The 22,086-nt window shown below is 36.8% G+C and carries 14 protein-coding genes; all 14 read left to right on the forward strand.

Annotation, left to right across the window (positions count from 1 at the left end; translation table 11 throughout):
- The first annotated feature begins 9 nt into the window (after positions 1–9).
- Positions 10–963 (forward strand): DUF5017 domain-containing protein, encoded by a 954-nt coding sequence (locus ABDJ41_RS17645; RefSeq protein WP_349787404.1) that lies wholly within the window; start codon positions 10–12, stop codon positions 961–963.
- 37 nt (positions 964–1,000) lie between these two features.
- A complete protein-coding gene (locus ABDJ41_RS17650; RefSeq protein ID WP_349787405.1) occupies positions 1,001–1,912 on the forward strand; it encodes a hypothetical protein in 912 nt (303 codons plus the stop codon).
- 26 nt (positions 1,913–1,938) lie between these two features.
- Complete coding sequence (locus tag ABDJ41_RS17655) at positions 1,939–5,565, forward strand: FG-GAP repeat domain-containing protein (protein WP_349787406.1); 3,627 nt, start codon at positions 1,939–1,941, stop codon at positions 5,563–5,565.
- A gap of 35 nt (positions 5,566–5,600) precedes the next feature.
- Complete coding sequence (locus ABDJ41_RS17660; RefSeq protein WP_349787407.1) at positions 5,601–6,296, forward strand: DUF1961 family protein; 696 nt, start codon at positions 5,601–5,603, stop codon at positions 6,294–6,296.
- Between the two features lie 13 nt (positions 6,297–6,309).
- Positions 6,310–7,626: an acetylxylan esterase gene (locus ABDJ41_RS17665; protein WP_349787408.1), complete on the forward strand. Its 1,317-nt coding sequence runs from the start codon at positions 6,310–6,312 to the stop codon at positions 7,624–7,626.
- A 126-nt stretch (positions 7,627–7,752) separates the two neighbouring features.
- Entirely contained in the window at positions 7,753–8,898 is a 1,146-nt protein-coding gene (locus ABDJ41_RS17670) for a prolyl oligopeptidase family serine peptidase (RefSeq protein ID WP_349787409.1), read from the forward strand.
- A gap of 132 nt (positions 8,899–9,030) precedes the next feature.
- Positions 9,031–12,249 (forward strand): SusC/RagA family TonB-linked outer membrane protein, encoded by a 3,219-nt coding sequence (locus ABDJ41_RS17675; RefSeq protein WP_349787410.1) that lies wholly within the window; start codon positions 9,031–9,033, stop codon positions 12,247–12,249.
- Between the two features lie 14 nt (positions 12,250–12,263).
- Positions 12,264–14,132, forward strand: coding sequence for a RagB/SusD family nutrient uptake outer membrane protein (locus ABDJ41_RS17680; protein ID WP_349787411.1), 1,869 nt, complete (start codon positions 12,264–12,266; stop codon positions 14,130–14,132).
- Between the two features lie 35 nt (positions 14,133–14,167).
- Positions 14,168–15,118: a DUF5017 domain-containing protein gene (locus ABDJ41_RS17685; RefSeq protein ID WP_349787412.1), complete on the forward strand. Its 951-nt coding sequence runs from the start codon at positions 14,168–14,170 to the stop codon at positions 15,116–15,118.
- Between the two features lie 4 nt (positions 15,119–15,122).
- Complete coding sequence (locus tag ABDJ41_RS17690; RefSeq protein ID WP_349787413.1) at positions 15,123–16,247, forward strand: right-handed parallel beta-helix repeat-containing protein; 1,125 nt, start codon at positions 15,123–15,125, stop codon at positions 16,245–16,247.
- Between the two features lie 7 nt (positions 16,248–16,254).
- On the forward strand, positions 16,255–18,642 hold the full coding sequence (locus ABDJ41_RS17695; protein ID WP_349787414.1) for a hypothetical protein: 2,388 nt from the start codon (positions 16,255–16,257) through the stop codon (positions 18,640–18,642).
- 140 nt (positions 18,643–18,782) lie between these two features.
- On the forward strand, positions 18,783–19,988 hold the full coding sequence (locus ABDJ41_RS17700; RefSeq protein ID WP_349787415.1) for an Nramp family divalent metal transporter: 1,206 nt from the start codon (positions 18,783–18,785) through the stop codon (positions 19,986–19,988).
- 15 nt (positions 19,989–20,003) lie between these two features.
- Positions 20,004–21,020, forward strand: coding sequence for an NAD-dependent epimerase/dehydratase family protein (locus ABDJ41_RS17705; RefSeq protein WP_349787416.1), 1,017 nt, complete (start codon positions 20,004–20,006; stop codon positions 21,018–21,020).
- Positions 21,020–22,084 carry a dihydrodipicolinate synthase family protein gene (locus tag ABDJ41_RS17710; protein ID WP_349787417.1) on the forward strand — a complete coding sequence of 355 codons (1,065 nt, stop codon included), beginning with the start codon at positions 21,020–21,022 and terminating at the stop codon, positions 22,082–22,084. The genes ABDJ41_RS17705 and ABDJ41_RS17710 overlap by 1 nt, the downstream gene beginning before the upstream one ends.
- Positions 22,085–22,086: the final 2 nt, after the last annotated feature.

Below are 22,086 nucleotides of genomic sequence, written 5' to 3' on the forward strand. Positions count from 1 at the left end.
TTGTATATCATGAATAGAAAAATTGAAACCATTATATTAAGTGCTGCCTTACTGGTATTTGGCGCTTGCAGTAAAGATATTCCATTGACACCTGGGCTAGACCAGTTTAATGTAACTTCTTCAGCCTTGACTTATAAATTAGGGGATACTGTTAAATTTTCACTTGTAGGCAATCCAGATCTGATTTCCTTTTATTCTGGGGAATTATATAAGCAATATGAGTATAAAGAAGGCCGGGATATTACTCTGGGTGAGGCAGAACTTTCATTTAGTTCAGCATATCCTCCATTAGCTGCAGGTTCTCCAGCTCCGCAAGTAAACCCCTTATCAGTGATGTTATCTACGGATTTTAATGGTAAATACAATAGCTATGAAAATGTAGATAAGGCCACTTGGACGGATATCACCAATAAATTTGTTTATGGGGATAACGCGACTTATAAAGCTTCCGGTAAACTAGATATTACAAATTATATTGTTCCCGGAAAACCACTTTATCTGGCTTATAAATATGTGACTAAGCCTATTGCTGCAAATGGCCCTGCAAGGTCATGGTATGTATATAATATTGAGTTGACCAGTAAATCTATTTATGAATCACATTTGCTGGGTAACCTGATCAGTTCTGAATTCAAGCTTGTTGAAAAAGTACCTTCGGTCCCTTCTTTGTCTACTTATACTACTACGCGGATTACTTTGTCCCCATATAGATATGTAGAAACAACAGATCCGGACCCTGGAACTGAAACCTGGGCAATTAGTAAAGCTTTTAATATGGAAATTTTAGATAAAGGCCCTGATAGACCATTTATTATCAAAGGAAATGAAGATGCAAAAGTTACCAACTTTTCACATGTATATACAGAAGAAGGAACGTATAAAGTCCACTTTATTGGAACGAATGCAAATGTAGATGGAAGCGATAAAAAGGTTATTGAGATGACAATTAAAGTTGTAAAGTGATTTTTGAAATCAACAATATTTAATTAAAAACAAAAAGATGAAAAAGACACTCTTAATATTATCATTATTGATAAATGGCTCAGTATGGGCTCAGACAGGCTCCTGGACAAATAGTGGTAGCAGCTGGGTTTATAATTGGGGAAAAGGTGATGGTACTTTAGGAAAAAACGTAAAAGGTGATGAGCTTCATCATGTATCAACTTCCGGAAGTAAAGCAACCTTTTTACCTATACCTCCATCAGGTTCTGTTATGGTCTCATCTGTAACAGGTACCCCATCCTTTACTTTAGCAGGGTCTGGTGATGCTGCGGGATTAAAAATAAATGGATCAAGTAACAATGGTTCCGCTGTTAAGTTTGCTGGTTACGATATTCAGAATGCAACTCAAGTAGTTAATCTGTCTTTCACATTAGATCTGGAGAAAACTTCGGCAACTAAGGAGAACTGGTATTTTGTATTGGGAAGAACTGCAGCATTATTTAATCAGCCTAAAATGGGACTTGCGATTAATAGGACAGGTACTTCATCAAATACTTCAATTTTTGCCTGCTTCAGATTAATACTGGATCCAACAAAACCTGATAACATGAGGTTTCAGGTCCGTACTCATGCTGATTTAGCTGATGAGGTAGGATGGACTGGAACGAATGCTAATGTGTTTAAAAAAGGAAGCTCAAATAAAGTAGAGATTTTTTGCAATAACTCTTCGGCAGTTCAAAATTATAATATGGGAGGTAAGGGAAATAGTCTTGATGCAAGAAGTTATCATATCTGGGTAAATGGCAAACAGGTTGGTGGAACCTATGCCGGTAATGGAATGCCTGCCAAACGAAATATTGATGCCTTTTTGATCATGTCCAGAGATGCCAGTATGACTGGAGAAACAGCTGATAATGCTGCTGCAATTACTGTCAAAAATGTAAAGCTTAATTATTCGGCCGTAAAATAGATTAATGCATTTTAAAAAATAAAGAGATGAGACAAATATGGCTCGGAATAATTCTGGTAGGGATGATGTGCCCCAGGCTAAATGCTCAAGGGATGAAGCAACAGAATCTGTCAAAGCTGACACAAACTATTACAAAGTCATTGCCTGCGGAATTAAAGGCTTATTTTCCTCCTGAATTTATAGCAATGGCCAAAGGGAAAACGGCCAATGCTGTTATCGTAAAGGGTGATCGGGAAGGAAGTGCTGAAGCTGCACTAACAATTCAGCAAGCATTAAAGAAAAATTGGAAACTGGAATTCCCGATCGTAGATTGGGAAACTGCCAGAAAAACAAATGTGAATTTGATTTTATATGGTGGTGTAACTGATAATACACCATTAAGACAATTGAATGCAAATTCAATTTTGGGTAACAATACACTTGGTTACGAACTTAGAACTATACCTAATGCCCTGGACTGGAAGAGAGATGTTATTTATATCGGAGCACATAATGATCAGGAATTAAAAGAAGGACTATCAGTTCTAACTGAGAAGATTAAAAATCCTGAAAGGATACCTTATCTGGTCGCTTGTAAAGGATGGGATAAACCAGCTGATCCGGTAGCAGTTGCTGAGATGGTAGATAAGGTAAAAAAGCATTATGAAAACAGTGGAAGTTATGTGCTTTCGCAGACAGTGATCAGTGAAATGTTAAAACAGGTCGCAAATTTGTATAAGATGACCAGTAATGATGTATATGCGAAGGCGTTTGCTGATATGCAGAATTTTATGTTTCAAAATTATGGCAAAACATTGAACGGACGTACAGAAACACCTCCAAGTTTTACCTTTCATTTATATCCTCAGTTTCTTTATTCGATTGAAAATTCAAAAGCATTTACTGCCGGGGACAGGTTGAAATCAGCCGAATTTATCCGTAAGATGGTAGAGGAAATGATGCTGCATTGGGAAATGAAAATCCCATTGGATTTGTATAAGAATTCAAAACAGGATTATTTAACCAATCATGCTTGTTTTGCTTCACGTTCTGTTTCTTCATCATCCAGATATCTGCTTGCCAGGTATGATTATGCACCTGCCATATTTTGGAAGGAAGTAGCAGATAATGCATTTGCAGGAGTAGCACCAAACCCTTTTTCACCTGAGGATGCTGCCGGTTATCAATATCTTGTTTACCAGATATTTATTGATTATGCAATGGCTAGTGGTCAATATGATCTTAGCTTTTTTAAGAATCCTCGTTTTGTAAGTTATCTTGATTATTCTAAATTTCAGTTCAATCATCTGGGCTATACTGCGGGCTTTGGTGATGCTTATCCGATAGGACATAATAGTGCTTATCCAATTTTAAAACAATCGATGGATATTCTTGGTGATAAAGAGTCTGAGTATATAATTAATCTCATTGAGGGTAGAAGCCCACATTTGGTAAAGGGTAATCAGAAACAAATTGAAAGTATTCAGCCTCCTGGAAAACATACTATTGGATTAAACTATCAGGAAGTCGTACCATTTAAACAGCAACAATATGGTGTAGAAAATTTTTATAAAAAGCCAACTCTGGATAAAGGGGTGATTAGAAGTGGCTGGGATAAGTATGCTGATTTTATTTCACTGACAGGTATTAACGGAGATGGTTATAACCACAGTCATTTTGATGCGAATGGAATTAGTCAGTATATTTCTGGCGACAGACTTTGGTTATGGGAAGGTGATTATATTAAAAAGTTTCCTAATGATCATAACTCAATTGTTGTAAGTAAAGATGGAGAGTTAACTGACCAGAGCAGGAGCTTGAGTAAACGTCGGAAATCTTCATTATCGCAAGTATTGGCAGCAGTAAATAATACTGAGAGAACATCATCAATATTTTCCTTATTACTTGAAGATTATAAGGGAGTGAACTGGACAAGGAATATTAATTATGCTTCCAAAAATGGTTTTTGGGTAATTGATGAATTGGATATAACACAAGATGGCCGTTATATAATAGAAGCCAATTGGAGAAGTACCGGGACAATGGTTCAGCAAGGGCAAACCGTAGCTTTTACACAAAAGAAATCTGATGATAAGCAGATTGCAAATCATTTCTTTATTACTGAAGGTAATGGTGCTACTCAATTAACTAAGTCGGTGTGGGATGCAGGTCATGGTCGCAAAGATGGAAATTTAACTGGTTACCTATTTTCTGATAGAAGTACGAGGTATGTCATTCAGCGTATGGAGGGTAATTATAGAAAAGGAGATAAAAAGTTATTTGTTAACTTTTTACATGCTATTCCCGGATCGGCTCCAAAAGCTCCTGTACTGAAAAAAATATCGCCAACAGCATTCTTAGCTGAAAGTACAGGTGTGTTACGCCTGGCTGTTATTAATAATTATAAAGGGGAGAATATTGATATTCAGGCTGAAGCTTGTTTTGTCGGACCAGAAGGAATTGTAGCTCGTGGTGCTACCCGGATTAAAGTGGGAAGTATTGATTGGAAATCAGATACTAAAAAGGACATTGCCATTGATTTACCGGCTGATTTTAATCAGGTTCAACTGAGTCAGCTACTAGGTAAAATGATGCCTGAAGCCGAAGAATTAAAACCAAAACCTATCACTAATTTATCTGTAAAGGAAATTAAAATAGCAAGCAAAGATATTTATAAATCAAATGTAAGTGTGATCGCTTCTGGAGATGAAAGATTTGCTATTGGATCCAGAGATGGAGTATTTAGCATCACTGATCTGCAGGGCAAAATGTTGGCTAGTTATAAGTTTCCGAGACCAGTAAGTGCGATTACTGCTGTTCTGACTCCTTCTGGGTTATTTTGGGCAGTTTCAACTGCTGCACCGGGTGATGGAAAGATTTATTACTTAAATAGTGAGGCCGAAATTATTTGGGAAAGGAAGATTCCTGTATATCAGAAACGGAATGGCACGGTGACTACTTTGTTTACAGCTAATGTTGGTGATTTAACTGGCCCCGCGATTATTGCTGGTTCTGAAGCATGGCATTATTATGCTTTTTCTGTTAGTGGCAAGCAATTATGGAAGCAAACAATTTTCCATGGGGCAACAGTTGGTGCTGCGGGTGATATGGATGGTAATGGAATTGATGATATTGCTGCAGGTACGGAGTATTATTACCATTCAATTATACAAAACGGAAAAGTAATGCCACATAAGGTTACTTCTCCATGGGATTATTCGTTAGCAATAGCTGATTTGAATAATGATGGATTGAAAGAGGCTGTATTTGGAAGGGGAGATGGTTATATATATGTTCAGGCAGTTGATAAAAATCCGGTAAAAACATGGAGGTTAAATGTAGGAGGAAAACCGACAGCAATTGTTGCATTAACTGATCAAACCGAAAAATTAGCTGTAGCTAATGAACTTGGGAATATAGTTTTTGTTAATGGAACAGGAGAAGCTACCGGATCGGTTAACTTACCAGCAGGTTTAACGGACATGAAAATGTGGAAGAATCAATTACTTGCATTATGTATGGATGGCTATGTGTATGCTGTTGATCTTAAAGGGAAAGTTTTAGCAAAATATCCTTATACGGTGGATAATATGTCTATTTATGAACCCAAACTTGCCGTGAGTGAAGAAGTAGCTCTTGTGTTTTCTGGAAATAAAACTTTTACTATTAAATAATGAAAGCCTGCTTTAGTCTAATCCTATATATAATCATGTTTAGCTCCATAAGAACATCTGGCTTTCCTTATGAAACGCACCAATCTGGTTCTGTTTTGGATACAGTGCTTGTGGGAGGAGATAAGTATCAGGTTAAATGGCTCATCAAAGAAAATTTTATGGATAGTAACTGGAAAAACAGGTGGGAAATAGAAAGTACCGATGCCATAGTCAAAGTATTAAATGGAAAGCTATTTATTACAGATCATGGGATTGGTACTACGCTTTGGAATAAAATGGAATTTCCTGAAAATTTGATTGTTAAATATACAGTAAGGGCAGAAGGGAAAAAAGAAGACAATAAGACCAATTTTAATTTATTCTCTCATGCGAAGGGAATCGATGGGAAATCATTGGTAATTGGAAAAGATAGCAAAAGAACAGGTGCATATAGCCAATACCATAATGTTCCTAATTATATCTCAACATTTACATTTAAACATTCAAGGATAAGAAAAGATCCAGGCTTCATTTTATTAAGTGATAGCAAGGAGTCTTCTGTAACAGAAAAAACCTATCAAATTGTTTATGCTGTTAGTAATGGGCGTATCAGATATTATGTTGATGGAAAAAAAATACATGATGTAACAGATGATTCTCCCCTTGAAGGTGGTAAAGTTGGAATTAGAACCTGGGATACGGAAGCCTGGTGGGATGATATTGAGATTGGGATGATCATAGAAAAAAGATAAAGACAATAATATTATGGTATTTAAAATTAAGTTACATCGATTATTATATGTTGGAGCATTAATATTAATGGTTTTCCAATGTAGTATTTCATCAGCTTATGCACAACCTAAACCCGAATTGGTAACCGTTAATGTTTCTGCTGATCATAAAGACTGGGTTTATAAACCTGGGGAACAGGTTAAGTTTCTTGTTAACGTCTCTCATAAAGATACGCCTCTTGAAGATATAAAAATCAATTATGAAGTTGGTCCTGAAAAAATGCATCCCGTAATTAAAGATAGCACTGCATTGATAAATGGAAAGTATGAGATATCTGGTGGGACAATGGATAAATCTGGTTTTCTTCGATGTGTAGTTACTGTGAAGTTCCAGGGGAAGACCTATAGAGGCCTAGCTACAGCAGCTTTTTCACCGGAGCTTTTGCAACCGACAACTAATGTACCGGTAGATTTTAAAGAGTTTTGGGATAGAGCAAAAGCTGAAAATGCAAAGATACCGATGGATCCTAAACTGAGGTTACTGCCTGAGCGTTCTAATGATTCTATCAATGTGTATGAAATTAGTGTTCAGAATTTTGAGGCTGGTAGCCGGATTTATGGGATTCTTTGTGTTCCGAAAAAAGCAGGAAAATATCCGGCAATATTAACTGTTCCAGGCGCCGGGGTAGGGCCAAAAGCGGGTGATCTGGGAATGGCTGCCAAAGGATTTGTTACGCTCCAGATAGGTATTCATGGAATTCCGGTAACAATGGCAGATAGTGTATACAAAAGATTGGCAACTGAGGAGAAGTATAAGAGATACCGTGTTTCTGGTATAGAGCATAGGGATAAGTTTTATTTTAAAAGAGTGTTTTTGGGTTGTGTAAGAGCAATTGACTTTATATATAGCTTGCCAGAGTTTGATGGCCAGAATCTGGCTGTAGCAGGTGGTAGTCAGGGTGGAGCTTTGACTATTGTAACAACTGCGCTGGATAACAGGGTCAGATACCTTGTGGCTTTTGCTCCTGCAATGTGTGATTTAACAGGTTATTTGCATGATAGAGCCGGAGGTTGGCCGCATACATTTAATGCTAAAACCTATCAGACCAAAAACAGGATTGAAACCTCAAAATATTATGATGTAGCGAATTTTGCCCGATTTATTAAGGTTCCTGGATTTTATAGCTGGGGCTTTAATGACGAAACTTGCCCACCAACTTCTATGTATTCAGCGTATAATGTAATTACTGCTCCAAAAGAACTTTTCATAGCCAAAGATGCCGGACATTGGTATTATCCGCTGCAGAATAGAAAGAAAAGCGCCTGGCTTATCAAAAAAATGATTAATTAAAGTATATAAATAAAAAAATAACTATATTCGGGTACGCACCCGGATTTGCTTAACAACCAAATATAACTTTTTTTACAGAGCACTTATTAAGTATTAACCACTCTATAATGGCTAAAATAATGAACGATGATAATTAAAAAAACAACCCTCCTTTTTGTAATAGTTATATTCTCTGTGCAGTTAAAAGGACAGGGAATTAAACGAACAGAGTCTCCAGCAAAGAAAAGTACCTGGGAAAAGATTTCACCCTATTTTTCACCAACCGCTAGCTATAAAGATGAATATGGTAAATTCAGGTCACCGCTAAAGTTTTATAACGGTGCAACTGTAAAGACAGCTGCCGACTGGTCCAGAAGACGTAAAGAAATTGCCGATAAATGGAATGGTATGATGGGTAAATGGCCACCTTTTCTTAAAGATCAAAAGATGGAATATTTAGATACCATCAGAAAAGATGGATTTACTCAATATAAAGTGCGCTTTAAATGGACTCCAAATGAAGTAACAGAAGGTTATCTTTCAGTACCGGATGGCAAAGGTAAAAGACCTGCAGTAATTACTGTTTTTTATGAACCTGAAACAGCAATTACGAAAGGAAAGCTGGAGCGTGATTTTGCATATCAGTTAACGAATAGAGGCTTTGTAACTTTATCTATTGGAACTAAACAGGCTTCATTGGACAAAACATATTCTATTTATTATCCAAGCATAGAAAAAGCGCAGATCCAGCCACTTTCTGCTTTAGGATATGCTGCTGCAAATGCATGGTATGTACTTTCAAAAGCCCCAGAGGTAGATGCAGAAAGAATAGGTATTATGGGACATTCTTTTGGTGGCAAATGGGCAATGTTTGCTTCTTGTCTGTTTGATAAATTTGCTTGTGCAGTTTGGTCTGATCCGGGAATTGTGTTCAACGAAGCAAGGGAGTCCGTTAATTACTGGGAGCCTTGGTATCTGGGATATTATCCAAAGCCATGGCGAAAAAGAGGACTGATTACTAAAGAAAATCCAGTAAAAGGACTTTATCCAAAATTAGTTGCTGAAGGTTTTGATTTGCATGAGTTACATGCATTAATGGCACCCAGGCCTTTTCTAGTGTCGGGAGGCTCTGAGGATCCGGAATCACAATGGATACCATTAAATCACACTATAAAAGTAAATAACTTATTGGGTGCTAAAAATCGGGTAGCGATGACAAATCGCCCGCTACATTCTCCTAATCCGGAATCCAATGAGGTTGCATTTGAATTTTTTGAATATTTTTTAAAATAGCATATGATATAAGAAGTGTGAAATTGCTTATAGATAGTTTTACTAATTAATGTCGGGTACGTACACATTTGTACGTGCCCATCTCGAAATAACAGAATCATTTCATTATCAATCATTAAAACCTAGTACTGTATGAAGAAGAAATATCTCTGGTATACGAAGATCTGCCTCTGTGCTGTTTTCTTTGCAAGCTGCTGGATTCTTCCCCAGAAAGGAATGAGCCAGTCTTTAAAAACAATAACAGGCACAATTCTGGATGCTGATACGAAGGAACCAATTCCGGGTGTCAGTATCTTTCTAAAGAGAACCAATGTCGTTGTCTCATCAAATGTTGAAGGTAAGTACTCCATTAAAGCAGGTGCTAATGATCTTCTTCTTTTTTCATTTCTTGCTTATGAAAAACAAACAATTCAGGTAGGAACGAAAACCTCTATTAATGTTTCTTTAAAACCAGAATTGAATTCATTGAATGAAGTAATGATAACGGGGTACAGCTCTGTTCGAAAGGCTGATTTAACAGGTTCTATTGGCCAGGTAAAAATGGATGATCTGGAAAAGGCTCCTGTACTATCTTTTGATCAGGCGCTAGCAGGCAGGGTTGCAGGTGTTCAGGTTTCTTCAGGAGATGGGCAACCGGGATCAGAAGGAATCAATATTGTTATCAGAGGCGCGGGGTCCTTAACTCAATCTACAGCTCCATTATATGTTGTTGATGGATTTGCTATTGAAGGGTTTGATGCGGGTAGTTTAAATATTGATGATATAGAATCAATAAACATATTAAAGGATGCTTCTGCTACGGCTATTTATGGGGCCAGAGCCGCAAATGGTGTAATTCTTATTCAAACTAAAAGAGGGAAATTAGGGGCGCCCGTGATTAACTACAGTGGTTCATTTGGATTTCAAAATGTGAACAAACAAATGGAAATGATGAGCCCTTATGAATTCGCTAAATACCAGGTAGAAAGAGGGGGAATAACTGCAAAAAAAACTTATACACCCGGGGATTTTCTTCCAACAGAAGATGGTTATAAAGAAGGTGGTAATACATTGGAGAGTTATAGGAATATTAAGGGGATTAACTGGCAGGATCAAATTTTTCAAACTGGCTCTACATACATTAATACGCTATCTCTACGAGGTGGTACAGCGCAAACAAAATACGCTATTTCCACCTCTTTGTTTAATCAGGAAGGTGTAATTATACATAGTGGCGCTGATAGAATCACAGGTAGAATAGCGGTGGATCAGACTATAAATAATAAGGTAAAAGTAGGGATCAATGTGAACTATAGTAATTCACCAACGTATGGTCAGATTGCTGCAGCAAATGCTGGATCTGCTGGTCATGCATATGGTTATTTAATGTATGCAGCATGGGGTTTCAGGCCAATTACAGGAAGAGAAACACTTGATGATGGTATTGATGAAGATTTTTTATATGAGGAGGTTGATGAGGAAGCCGGTACAGGTTCTGCAATGTCAATAAATCCTGTACAGTCTTTAAAAAATGAAGATACCAAAAGAAGAAAAATTGGTCTCAATACCACTGCTTATTTAACTTATGATATTAATAAATATTTGACTTTTAAGCAAAGTGGTGGTTATAATTCATCAGATTCTGAAGGTTATAATTTTTATAATACCAGAACAAATCGAGGGTCTCCAAGAGCGTCGGATCGAGGAGTCCAGTCTGATCTTAGTTTTGCTAAGATGAATACATGGATTTCTACATCAACATTACAATATAAGCAAACGCTAAGAAAGATTCATAATCTTGACGTTTTATTGGGGGCTGAATTTCAGGGTGTAGAAACTAAATCATATGGATATGGAAGTCAGCTGATTCCGAACGAATCTTTAGGTTTGAGTGGAATGGATGAAGGGCTTCCGGTGTCTCAACGGGTTACACTTTCAAATAATAGGTTGGCCTCTTTTTTAGGAATAGCATCTTACGATTATAAGTCTAAATATTTGATTAAGGTAAATTATAGAGCCGATGGTTCTTCTAAATTTATGGCTGGTCAGAACTGGGCATTTTTCCCATCCGGATCAATGGGATGGAGGATTAGTAAAGAGGATTTTATGAAAGAACTAACTTTTATTTCTGATGCTAAGCTACGAGCCAGTTATGGACTGACAGGGAATAACAGGGTGACAGATTTCCCATATCTCACTACAATTTCAGGAACAAATATAGCCCAATCGTATTCATTCCAGAATAACAGCCCAACAAGGGGGATGTATCCAAACACATTAGGCAATAGAGATTTAAAATGGGAAACTACGGTTCAGGCAGATTTAGGATTAGATCTGTCCCTATTTAAAGGAAGAATTGAACTAACTACCGATGTTTACCGCAAAACAACTAAAGACCTTTTGTTAAATGCCAATATTCCGGAAATATTTGGCTATACCAAATTTTATAAAAATATAGGTAAGCTACAGAATGAAGGGCTTGAATTTACCTTAAGTACGATCAACCTAAAAAATAAAGACTTTAGCTGGTCCAGTTCTTTTAATATCAGTTTTAATAGAAATAAAATAGTTGAACTTACCAATGACGAAAGCAGAATGTACTCGCAGGCGTCATGGGATAATCTTCACAATGGTTCCTCTTTATGGGTTGCGCAGGTTGATCAGCCGGTGGCATTGTTTATGGGATATATATTTGATGGAGTCTATCAATATGAGGATTTTAACAAAGTCGGAAATCAATATATTCTAAAGAGCACAGTGCCTAATAGTGGTAATACAACAACACTGCCTGGTGATATCAAGTATCGTGATGTAAATGGTGATGGAATTGTAAATAGTTCAGATCAAACTATTATTGGAAATCCTATGCCTAAACATCAGGGGGGATTTGGTAACGATTTTAGCTACAAAGGTTTTAATTTAAATGTGTTTTTGCAATGGTCTTATGGCAATGAGATTTTTAATGCAAACAGGATCTATTTTGAAGGTGGAAGACCACAGAGTGCTAGAAATCAATTTGCTAGTTATGCAGATCGATGGACGCCTGATAACCCAAGTAACACACAATTCAGAGCTGGGGGTCAGGGTGAGCTTGGTAGGTACTCATCTAAATATATTGAAGATGGATCGTACTTACGTTTAAAAACAGTTGCATTATCTTACAGATTTCAACCAAAGCTGCTGAAAGTAATTAAAGTAAAAGCATTAAGTATAAACGCAACTGCCCAGAATTTGTGGACGCTGACCAATTATTCAGGAATGGATCCGGAAGTATCCACTCAACGTTCATTAGGTGCGTTAACTCCAGGGTTTGACTGGTCAGCTTACCCTAGAGCGAGAACTATTGTTTTTGGTGTTAAAGTCACATTATAATTAAAGAAATTGTTATGAAACGTATAACCTTATTATATAGCATTGTTTTAATATTGACAACTTTAAGCTCATGTAAAAAGTTTTTGGGTACTGATCCACAAGACTTTCTAACTCCTAAAAGTTTTTATGATACAGAAGAACAGCTAAACCTTTCACTTGCTGCAGTATATTCCCCATTAGGCGATGCAGCCTTATATGCAGGTAGAATAGGAAGGAGTGGTCTTGATGCAGACGATGGTTTTTATGATCGTTCTACAGATATAACCGGAGTTTCTTCTTATAATGTAGCTGCGGCTGACCCAAATGTTCGTTCCTGGTGGTCTACCTGTTATAGGGGGATTAACAGGGCAAATTTGTTGCTGGCAAATATCGATAAACCGGTAATGAACGAAACCAATAGAGCGGTTATTGAAGGTGAAACGAAGTTCCTTAGAGCGTATTATTATTTTTTGCTGGTCAGTAATTTTGGGGATGTTCCATTACTTTTAAACCCTACTGAAACAATTGAGACGACTGCAGTACCTCGTACTCCTTTGAAAGATGTGTATGCAAAGATTATTGCCGATATGGAAGATGCAGAAGCTAAAGTTAAAACTGCTCAAGCTGTAGGATTTGGAGGTCGGATAAACAAATCGGCTGTCCGTGGACTATTAGCACGTGTAAATTTGTTTATGGCTGGGTTTCCACTTAAGGACGAAACAAGATATGCAGAAGCACATAAATGGGCAAAAATGGTTAAAGATGATGCAACACATGCATTGCTGGGAGATTTTAGCCAGGTGTTTATCAATTATGCCGCTGATCTTTATGATATTAGAGAGAGTCTCTGGGAAATTGAGTTTTTTGGAAATACTCAAGGAGTGTTCCGTGAAAGTGGGCAGGTTGGAACTAATCTTGGTATAACTTATAACTCAGAAACGACAGCTAATAACGATCCAAATCAGGCTTATGGTTACGGATTTCTTAATGCTACCGGCGTACTTTGGCAGAAATATGAAAATCCTACTTCATTATTTTCATATGATTTGCGTAGGGATTGGTCAATTGCTCCTTTTACACTGGGAGCAGGTAATCCTGCAAAGGAAACACCAAGGCCAATCACCGAGATCTATCAGAGAGATGCAGGGAAATATAGAAGAGTTTACGAGACAGTTTTTCCTAAAGAAAAGAACTATTCACCTATGAATTATCCGGTGTTAAGGTTTTCTGATGTATTGCTGATGTTTGCTGAAGCAGATAACTTTATTAATAAAAAAGCAACGCCTGAAGCTATTGAAGCTGTGAATATGGTAAGAAGAAGAGGCTATGGTAAATATCTTAATGGAATTGGACAGAACTCTCAAAGCATTAAAAGTATTACAATTACAAAAGCAGGATCGGGCTATACAACACCTTTAACAGTAACTATTACTGGTGGCGGAGGAATTGATGCAAAAGCAACAGCGACTCTGGCAAGCGGAGGAGTTTCAAAAATTACACTGACGAACCCAGGCAAGAAGTTTAATGGAACACCTATTACAATAAGTTTTTCAGGCGGATCCGGGACAGGAGCAGAAGCAACTGCAACGTTGACAACTAATACAGATGCTGATTTAACAGCAGATAAAACAACTTCTCAAGAGGTTTTCTTAAAAACTATTCAAGATGAGAGATCCAGAGAATTATGTTTTGAAGCTTTAAGGAAAGGCGACCTGGTACGTTGGGGATTGCTGGTCGAAAATATGAAGATTGTTTATGCTCATATTCTGGATAGCACTTTGCCTTCTACTATGGAATATATTCAATGGCCTTATAGAAATGTTTCGCAAAGGGATGTGGTATGGCCAATTCCCGCTTTTGATATGGGATTGAACTCGGCTCTTGTGCAAAATACAGGATGGTAATTGTTAATTATAAACCAATATTAATTTAACAGATCATGAAATTTTATTATATAGTTGCTTTAATGGCTTTTGTATTGCTAAATGCCTGTACGAAAGTAGAAGTGAAAGAACCTGATTTTATCGTTACCCCCAGTTCAACTACGGCAAAGGAAAATGAAGAAATCACCTTTAAGTTCTCTGGAGATCCTGATCAGATTACATTTTATTCTGGCGAGGTTTTAAACGATTATAATTTTAAGTCAGGGAGAATTTTAGAATCAACAGGATTGGATGTTTCTTTTGCTACTCATGTAGCTTATGGTACACATCCTAATTTACTTTCTGTATGGACTTCTACCGATTTCAATGGTAAATATACGATAGATGATGTTTTGGCAGCAACATGGACTAATGAGATTACCAGTACTTTTATTCTGGCTCCACATTCTATGAATACTACAGATGGAGCACAGGCAGTTAAATCAGGTGTTAAAAGTTTAATGCCACTTGCAGAAGAAGGAAAACCAATTTATATTGCTTTTAGATATAAGAAGAAGCCGGATACAGATCCTCAAGGCGGTGGTCAGAGGAATTGGTTTGTTCGTGATTTCAAAGCAGAAGGCCAAACTGAATTGGGTAAAAAAACAGTGGCCGATGGTAAAAGTTTTACGCTTGTATATGATAAGAATTTTACTAGTGATGATGTGGCAGTGAAGAATAGTGTAATTAATGCTGCTTCAGGAGTAATGACAATTAGAATTCCAAGTTCTATGGGAACATTAAATGCAGAGGTATGGAGTGTTTCGCCTGATTTAAATACTGGCAAAACTGATTTAGGGCCAGATAGAGGAGTTCCGATAAAAGGATTTGTAGATATTAGGGCTTCTGAATATAAATATACTTTTAAAAAGGAGGGGACTTATAAGGTCACTTTTGTTGCCTCGAATGCCAATATATATGGAGACAAAGAAATAATCAGACAAATCGATATAACCATAACCAAATAAACACATGAAACTATTCTCACTTCTCCTGGGGCTTTTGATCGCCGGGGTTTTTAACACAAATGCTACCGTTATAAAATATGTAGCTCCTGCACCTTCAGGCAATGCAAGCGGTAGCTCTGTATCTGATGCAGCAGACTTTCTGGATGCAAAGTTTTGGTCTGAAGTTCAAAATGCATTAAAGAAGGATCAGGTCATAGTAAAGTTTATCAGCGGAGATTATGTACGAGCATATACTGAGAAACCATTAGTATTGGATAAAATGGGAAATTCTAAATATCTTTTATCATTAGAAGGTGATAAAGATAATACACTGTTCAATGTTCCGGTTGGTCATCCGAAAAAGGCTGTGCTTATTGATGTTAAGAATTCTGAAAATATAATGATCAAAAACTTTCGCTTTACTGGTAATGGAAGTTTAGGTTATGCTCTGCGAATTACTTCCACCACAGGAAATACAACTAAGAATATTCGTGTTGAAGACTGTATATGGACAGATATGCGTGGTATTATTTTCGGAACAACAGGTGTACATCAGAAAGGAACAAGTAATGTTACCTACAGGAACTGTACGTTTAAAAGGGTAGGAGTAGATAGTCATTCTCATTTTATGTATCATTCTTATCATTCTTCCAATATCAATGTATTAGATTGCTATTTTGAAGATTGTACTGGAGATTACGTGCGTTTCAGAGCAAATTGTGATCGTGGAACTGTAAAAGGATCAACCTTTGTAAGAACTAAGGATTTTCCTGTGTATCCATTTATTTCTATTCCATTATTTAATAATGTTGATCCCGGAGATGAAACTTTTGCTACCAATTATGTTTTTACCGGAAATAGTTTTAAAAACACAAAAAATGCAATTGCTTTTCATCATTATGGATTTGATCCGCAAGGCTATAATTACTTGCTAACTGCGGAAGAAGGTCAGATTTTAACGGCAGGAACAGATGCAGAGAAGAGAAGTATGGTGTTAAATAACTTCAAAGTTGATCTGGAGAAAGTAAAAGTAGGAAACAATAAATATGAGGATATTACATCAAGGGTAGTTTTCGGAAGTTTTCCAAACTATGGGGCGAAAAGTAAGGGCTGGAAAGGCTGGGCTGATATTAGTTCATTGATTAAGTAATTTACACATGGAAAAGAAATTGAATCAGGACCAGTTACTGAGTAGAAGAAAGCTGCTAACTACACTTGGAATTGTAGGAGCTACTGCAGCTTCTGGAACTGCACTAGGAAATACTGGTGTTGCAATGCCTGCGAAAAAGGAAAGATTGGAAAGTTATGGTAGTGTTGTTGAAATGCTGAAAGACCAGTCACTTAAAGAAGGAGCATTAGTACAAACTTATGGTTATTATAATGCTGGTGATGGCGGTGCAACAAATTATAAAATTGAAAAGGCAAAGTCTGATGATAAGAAGGACATTGATTTAGGATTAAAATTAAACAATGGGTTGATTGCTGTTTTAATTAATGTTCAAAGTGTAAATTATAAGATGTTTGGTGCTGTGGGGGATGGAGTAAATGATGATAGCATTCAGATTAAAGCCGCGCATGATTATGCAAATGCACATGATATGCCTGTTATTAATTTTAGTGGTGAATATTGGCTCAAAAAAGCAAATAATGTAGAAATATATACAAATGTAGATTGGGGCAGTAGCATATTTCATATTGATGAGACTACAAACACCCCCGGTAATGGAAGGTTTAAAATCTTACCGCGTAAAGCCACCATAAAAATTGAACTTAGTGAAAGTGAGAAGAAAAGCTTTTTGAGTAGATTTAAACCTGGTGTTAAAGTGATACCAGAGCTTGCTGCTTTTAAGAATTGCCTGGTAAATATATCTGATAAGAACGATAAAATAGGTTTCCGTGCAGGGGCAAAGTTTGACGGGCAGTCCTGGGCCCGTGAAGAATTGTTTTATGTAGAAGAACATGGAAGTATTATAGGTGATATTGCCTGGTCTTTTAAGGATTATACTAGTTTTACTGCATTCCCGGCTGATACTAGTTATTTAACCGTTAATGGAGGTACTTTTTATTTATCGGGCGACAGTCCGGGGACTAAATATGTAAGAAACGGATTTGCTATATCAAGGAGCCGTACCATTATTCAAAATCAATGGGTTGGTCTTGAACCTGGTAAATCAGATATCTCAATGAGTCCACGCAGTGGATTTTATTCTTACTCCAATGTTTATGATGTAAAACTTGAAAACATAAGACTGATACCTTATGAACAGGATCGGGAAGGGACTGCAAGAGATGTTTCAGCAGGAACTTATGGAATTGGCGGAGCAAGAATATTGAATGCATTGTTCAGAAATATAACTGCAGAAGGTGGACCAATACACTGGGGTGTTTTTGGTACTAACCTTAATAAAAATTTTAGGGTCGAAAATTGTAAGTTAAACCGTATTGATGTTCACTTTCATTGTTGGAATTTATATATAAAAGATTCTTCAATTGGATATAGAGGGATTTCCGTAACTGGTGGTGGAGATTTATCTATAGAAAATACTTCTTGTTTCAGTCGCAGTTTTATAAATTTTAGAAGAGATTTTGGTTCAAAATGGGATGGGAATATCTTAATGCGCAATTGCCGTTTTATTCCTTCAACATTAGGCGAAACTTCAGTTCTGGATTTTAATCCACAGGATTTTGATTATAAGTATCCTTTGGGTTTTGGTCGCTCAATAATTGTTGAAAATCTGCTGATTGACTTTAAGACAGTATCTGATTCTGTTGCTGCATGTTGGTTAATGAAGATCCCGGCTTTTTCTAAGACTAAATCAGGTCATAGACTATTTTTTCCAAACTATGTTGAGTTTAGAAATGTAATGGTGCAAGGAAGAGAACAAGGAGTAAGGCTGTTTGGGATTATAAATCCACAAAATTATCAGGTAGATAAGGTTGGTGGTTATGATGGAGCTCATTTAAATTCAAATTCACAGATTGTATTTAACCAGGTTCAATTAGAGGATTTATCTAAAGTGGCTAGCAGAAAAATAATACCTTTTCATTTTGTAATTCTTGGCGATAAGAATAATAAGTATGAGGATCAATATGCACTTTACCCGGAAATTAGAATGGTAGATTGTAAAAATGTAGTGGCAATGTTTGGTGATAGCAAAGTAGATGTTGCTTTTGATCGATGCTCCTTATCTAGTGTATCAGGAACTAATGAAGGGAAAATGCCAGGAAGATTTACTTTCAATAATTGTTTATTTAGACCGACAAGTAAGTCCGAAATGACACATTATTATCTTTTAAAAGCTGAATTGGGGACTAGTTTAACAAATTGTACTATTTCTGCGCCTGTAATTAATGGGGTGCACAAACCGGAACAAATAGATCGTTTTGATATTATAGTGCCGAATAAAACCGTTCGTTACAATCATTTAAATACACAATTGGGAAATGACATTATTGCTTATTATAAACAGAAAGGACTTGCAATTAATCCTAAGTTTATCAGTATGCTGAAAAGTCACCATCAGCTGGAAGCAGAGAATATTTAAGTAGTTTTTAAAAAAACTGCATAAGTTTTTTAAAATAATAGATTTTTCAAATTTTTATTAATAGATTCGGGTACGTTAACGGAATAAAGTAATTCAACATTATTTAACCTGATTAACAATAACCGAATTAAACCATATGTATGATATCAACACTTAAAAAGGGACTATTATCTCTTGGGCCCGGAATTATTACTGCCGCCTTAGTCTTTGGACCAAGTAAAATGACGATTACCTCAAAATTGGGTTCCGATTATGGCTATAACCTGCTTTGGATAGTAGGAGTGGCTATTTTTTTTATGGCAATTTTTACCCTTATGGGAGCAAGAATAGGGGTGGCCAGTAATCAATCTCTGCTCAATACGATTCGTCTTAAATGGGGAAATTCTGCTGCTGTAGCTATAGGTATTGGGATTTTCTTTGTGGCAACTTCTTTTCAGGCTGGTAATTCTATTGGAGTAGGTATTGCTGTTGGAGAGGCTACAAATACTTCACACATTTTATGGATTGTAATTTTCAATTTACTAGGAATAAGCCTGCTTTTCTTTCGTGCCTTTTATAAAGTTCTCGAAAAGCTGATGATTTTTTTGGTTGCACTTATGCTTTTTGCATTTGTAACTACACTCTTTTTTGCAAAGCCAAGTATATCGGGAATAGCTGGCGGACTTGTGCCGCAGCTTCCTATGGGTTCAACTGGTTTGGTTATCGCTTTTTTTGCTTCTTGCTTTTCTATTGTAGGTGCTTTTTATCAATCTTATTTGGTTCAGGAACGTATAAAACTCAATCCAGAAATTAAAGAGAAAAATAGCAATAGCATTACAGGTATTGTGATTCTGGGAGTTATGAGTGCTATTGTTATGATTTGTGCTGCTGCAGTTTTAAATGTTAAGGGTATTAAAGTAAATAATGCTTCAGATATGGCGAGAGCATTAGAGCCTTTATTTGGACATGCTGCTGCTTCTTTCTTCCTTGTAGGTCTTTTTGGAGCTTCCTTTTCTTCTTTGGTTGGTAATGCAACAGTTGGGGGGGCTTTATTAGGTGATGCTTTCGGACAAGGAAGTCAGTTGAATTCAAAGATGGTAAAGATCTTTATTGCCTTAGTAATGATATTTGGCGCTGCAATAGCCATAAAGTTTGGTAAACTTCCATTGGAACTTATTGTTTTTGCGCAGAGTGTTACCATATTCCTGGTACCATTTATTGGTATTGCCATGTATGCCATTTCTAATGATCCTAAAATTATGGGTAAACATGTAAACTCATTGTCTGTGAAGATAATTGGAGCAATAGGTTTACTGATACTGATTTTCCTGGCACTAAGTAATGTAAAAGAACTTTTTTTTAAATAATAAACGCGTAAGACAATGACTGAACTAGAACAACTGGAACAAGAATTATTAAGGCCATCTGATAGATTGATAGCTGATCTGTATAAAATTGAAGGTGACATTATGTTACTTGGAGTTGGTGGGAAAATGGGGCCAAGTATGGCAATGTTAGCTAAATCAGCAATAGAGCAAGCAGGAATTAAAAAACGTATTATTGGTGTATCCCGATTCTCTGATGCATCAGCCCGTGAAGAACTGGAGGCTGCAGGTATAGAGACTATAGCTGCAGATTTATTAAATGAAGACGATCTTGCTGCTTTACCTGATGTACCGAATATCATTTATTTGGCTGGTACTAAATTTGGAACTACAGGAAAAGAAGCATTTACATGGGCTATGAATGCTTATTTGCCTGGTCGTGTGGCTGAGCGCTTTAAAAATTCCCGTATTGTTGCATTCTCAACTGGTAATGTATATCCGTTTACTCCAGTAACCAGTGGCGGAATGTCGGAAGAAAATCCGGTAGCACCTGTTGGTGAATACGGACAATCTTGCCTTGGACGTGAACGTATATTCCAGTATTTTTCAGAAAAGAATAATACTCCGACTTTAATTTATAGACTTAATTATGCAATTGATTTACGTTATGGCGTATTATTAGAGATTGCTAAATCTGTAAATGAAGGAAGACCTATAGACTTAACTACCGGAACTGTGAATGTTATTTGGCAGGGTGATGCAAATGAGATAGCCATTCGTTCATTATTGCATTGCAGTACACCTACAAAATTGCTGAATGTAACTGGTCCTGAAACCCTTTCAGTAAAATGGCTTGCAGAACAATTCGGATTATTACTAGGTAAAACACCATTATTTGAAAATGAAGTACAGCCTACTGCACTATTGAATAATGCCTCTGAAGCACATAGACTTTTTGGTTATCCAAGAGTAACTATCAGAGAAATGATGGAGATGACAGTAAGCTGGCTACAAGGTGGTGGAAAGATTTCTAACAAACCAACGCATTTTCAAGAAAGGAAAGGACAGTTTTAATGACAAATCAACTAAAACCTGAATTAAAACAATTTTTGGATGCAGGAACTTTCATTCCTGCCCATCCACTGGCATTAACTGCTGATCGTAAGCTGGATGAACAAGGTCAGCGACTGCTTACTCGTTATTATATGGCTGCTGGATCAGGTGGGATTGCGATTGGTGTGCATAGTACTCAGTTTGAAATTAGAGATCCAGAAATTAATCTTTATGAAACTGTTCTTAAACTCGCTGCTGAAGAGATAGATAAAGCAAATCTTGATCGTCCTTTTATAAAAGTAGCCGGAATTTGCGGACCAACAGAGCAGGCAGTTCAGGAAGCAAAAACAGCACTTAAATATGGATATGATATAGGTCTTTTAAGTATGGGAGGGCTACAGGGATGGACAGAAGCAGAGATTATTGATCGTGTTAAAGCCGTTGCTGAAGTAATGCCCGTATTTGGGTTTTACCTTCAACCTAGTGTAGGAGGAAGGATTTTTACTTATGACTTCTGGCTGCAATTTGCTGAAATTAAAAATGTAGTGGCCATAAAGGTAGCTGCTTTTAATCGTTACCAGACATTGGATGTAGTAAGAGCAGTTTGTCATTCAAGCAGAAGAGAAGAAATAGCACTATACACAGGTAATGATGATAATATTGTTGCAGATCTATTAACTCCCTATAAATTTGAAATTAATGGCCAAAAGATTGAAAAGGAATTTGTAGGAGGTCTTTTAGGTCATTGGGCTGTTTGGACGCATGCTTCTGTAGCTTTATTAGAAGAGATAAAAAACTGCAAAGCCAATGGGCGTTCGAATGTGACATCATTGTTGGCTAAAGGTGTGGAAGTTACTGATATGAATGCTTCAATATTTGATCCTGCACATGCTTTCCATGGCTGTATTCCTGGAATTCATGAGGTTTTAAAAAGACAAGGATTAATGAAAGGAATCTGGTGTCTGAATCCTGATGAGAAGATGTCTGAGGGACAGGCAGAAGAAATAAGCAGAGTTTGTGCAGCCTACCCACACTTAATTGATGATGATTTTGTAAAGGATTTTCTTAGTAAACAATCGTTTTAAAA

Origin of the sequence: Pedobacter sp. ASV1-7, assembly GCF_040203335.1 — a bacterium.
GTDB lineage: Bacteria > Bacteroidota > Bacteroidia > Sphingobacteriales > Sphingobacteriaceae > Pedobacter.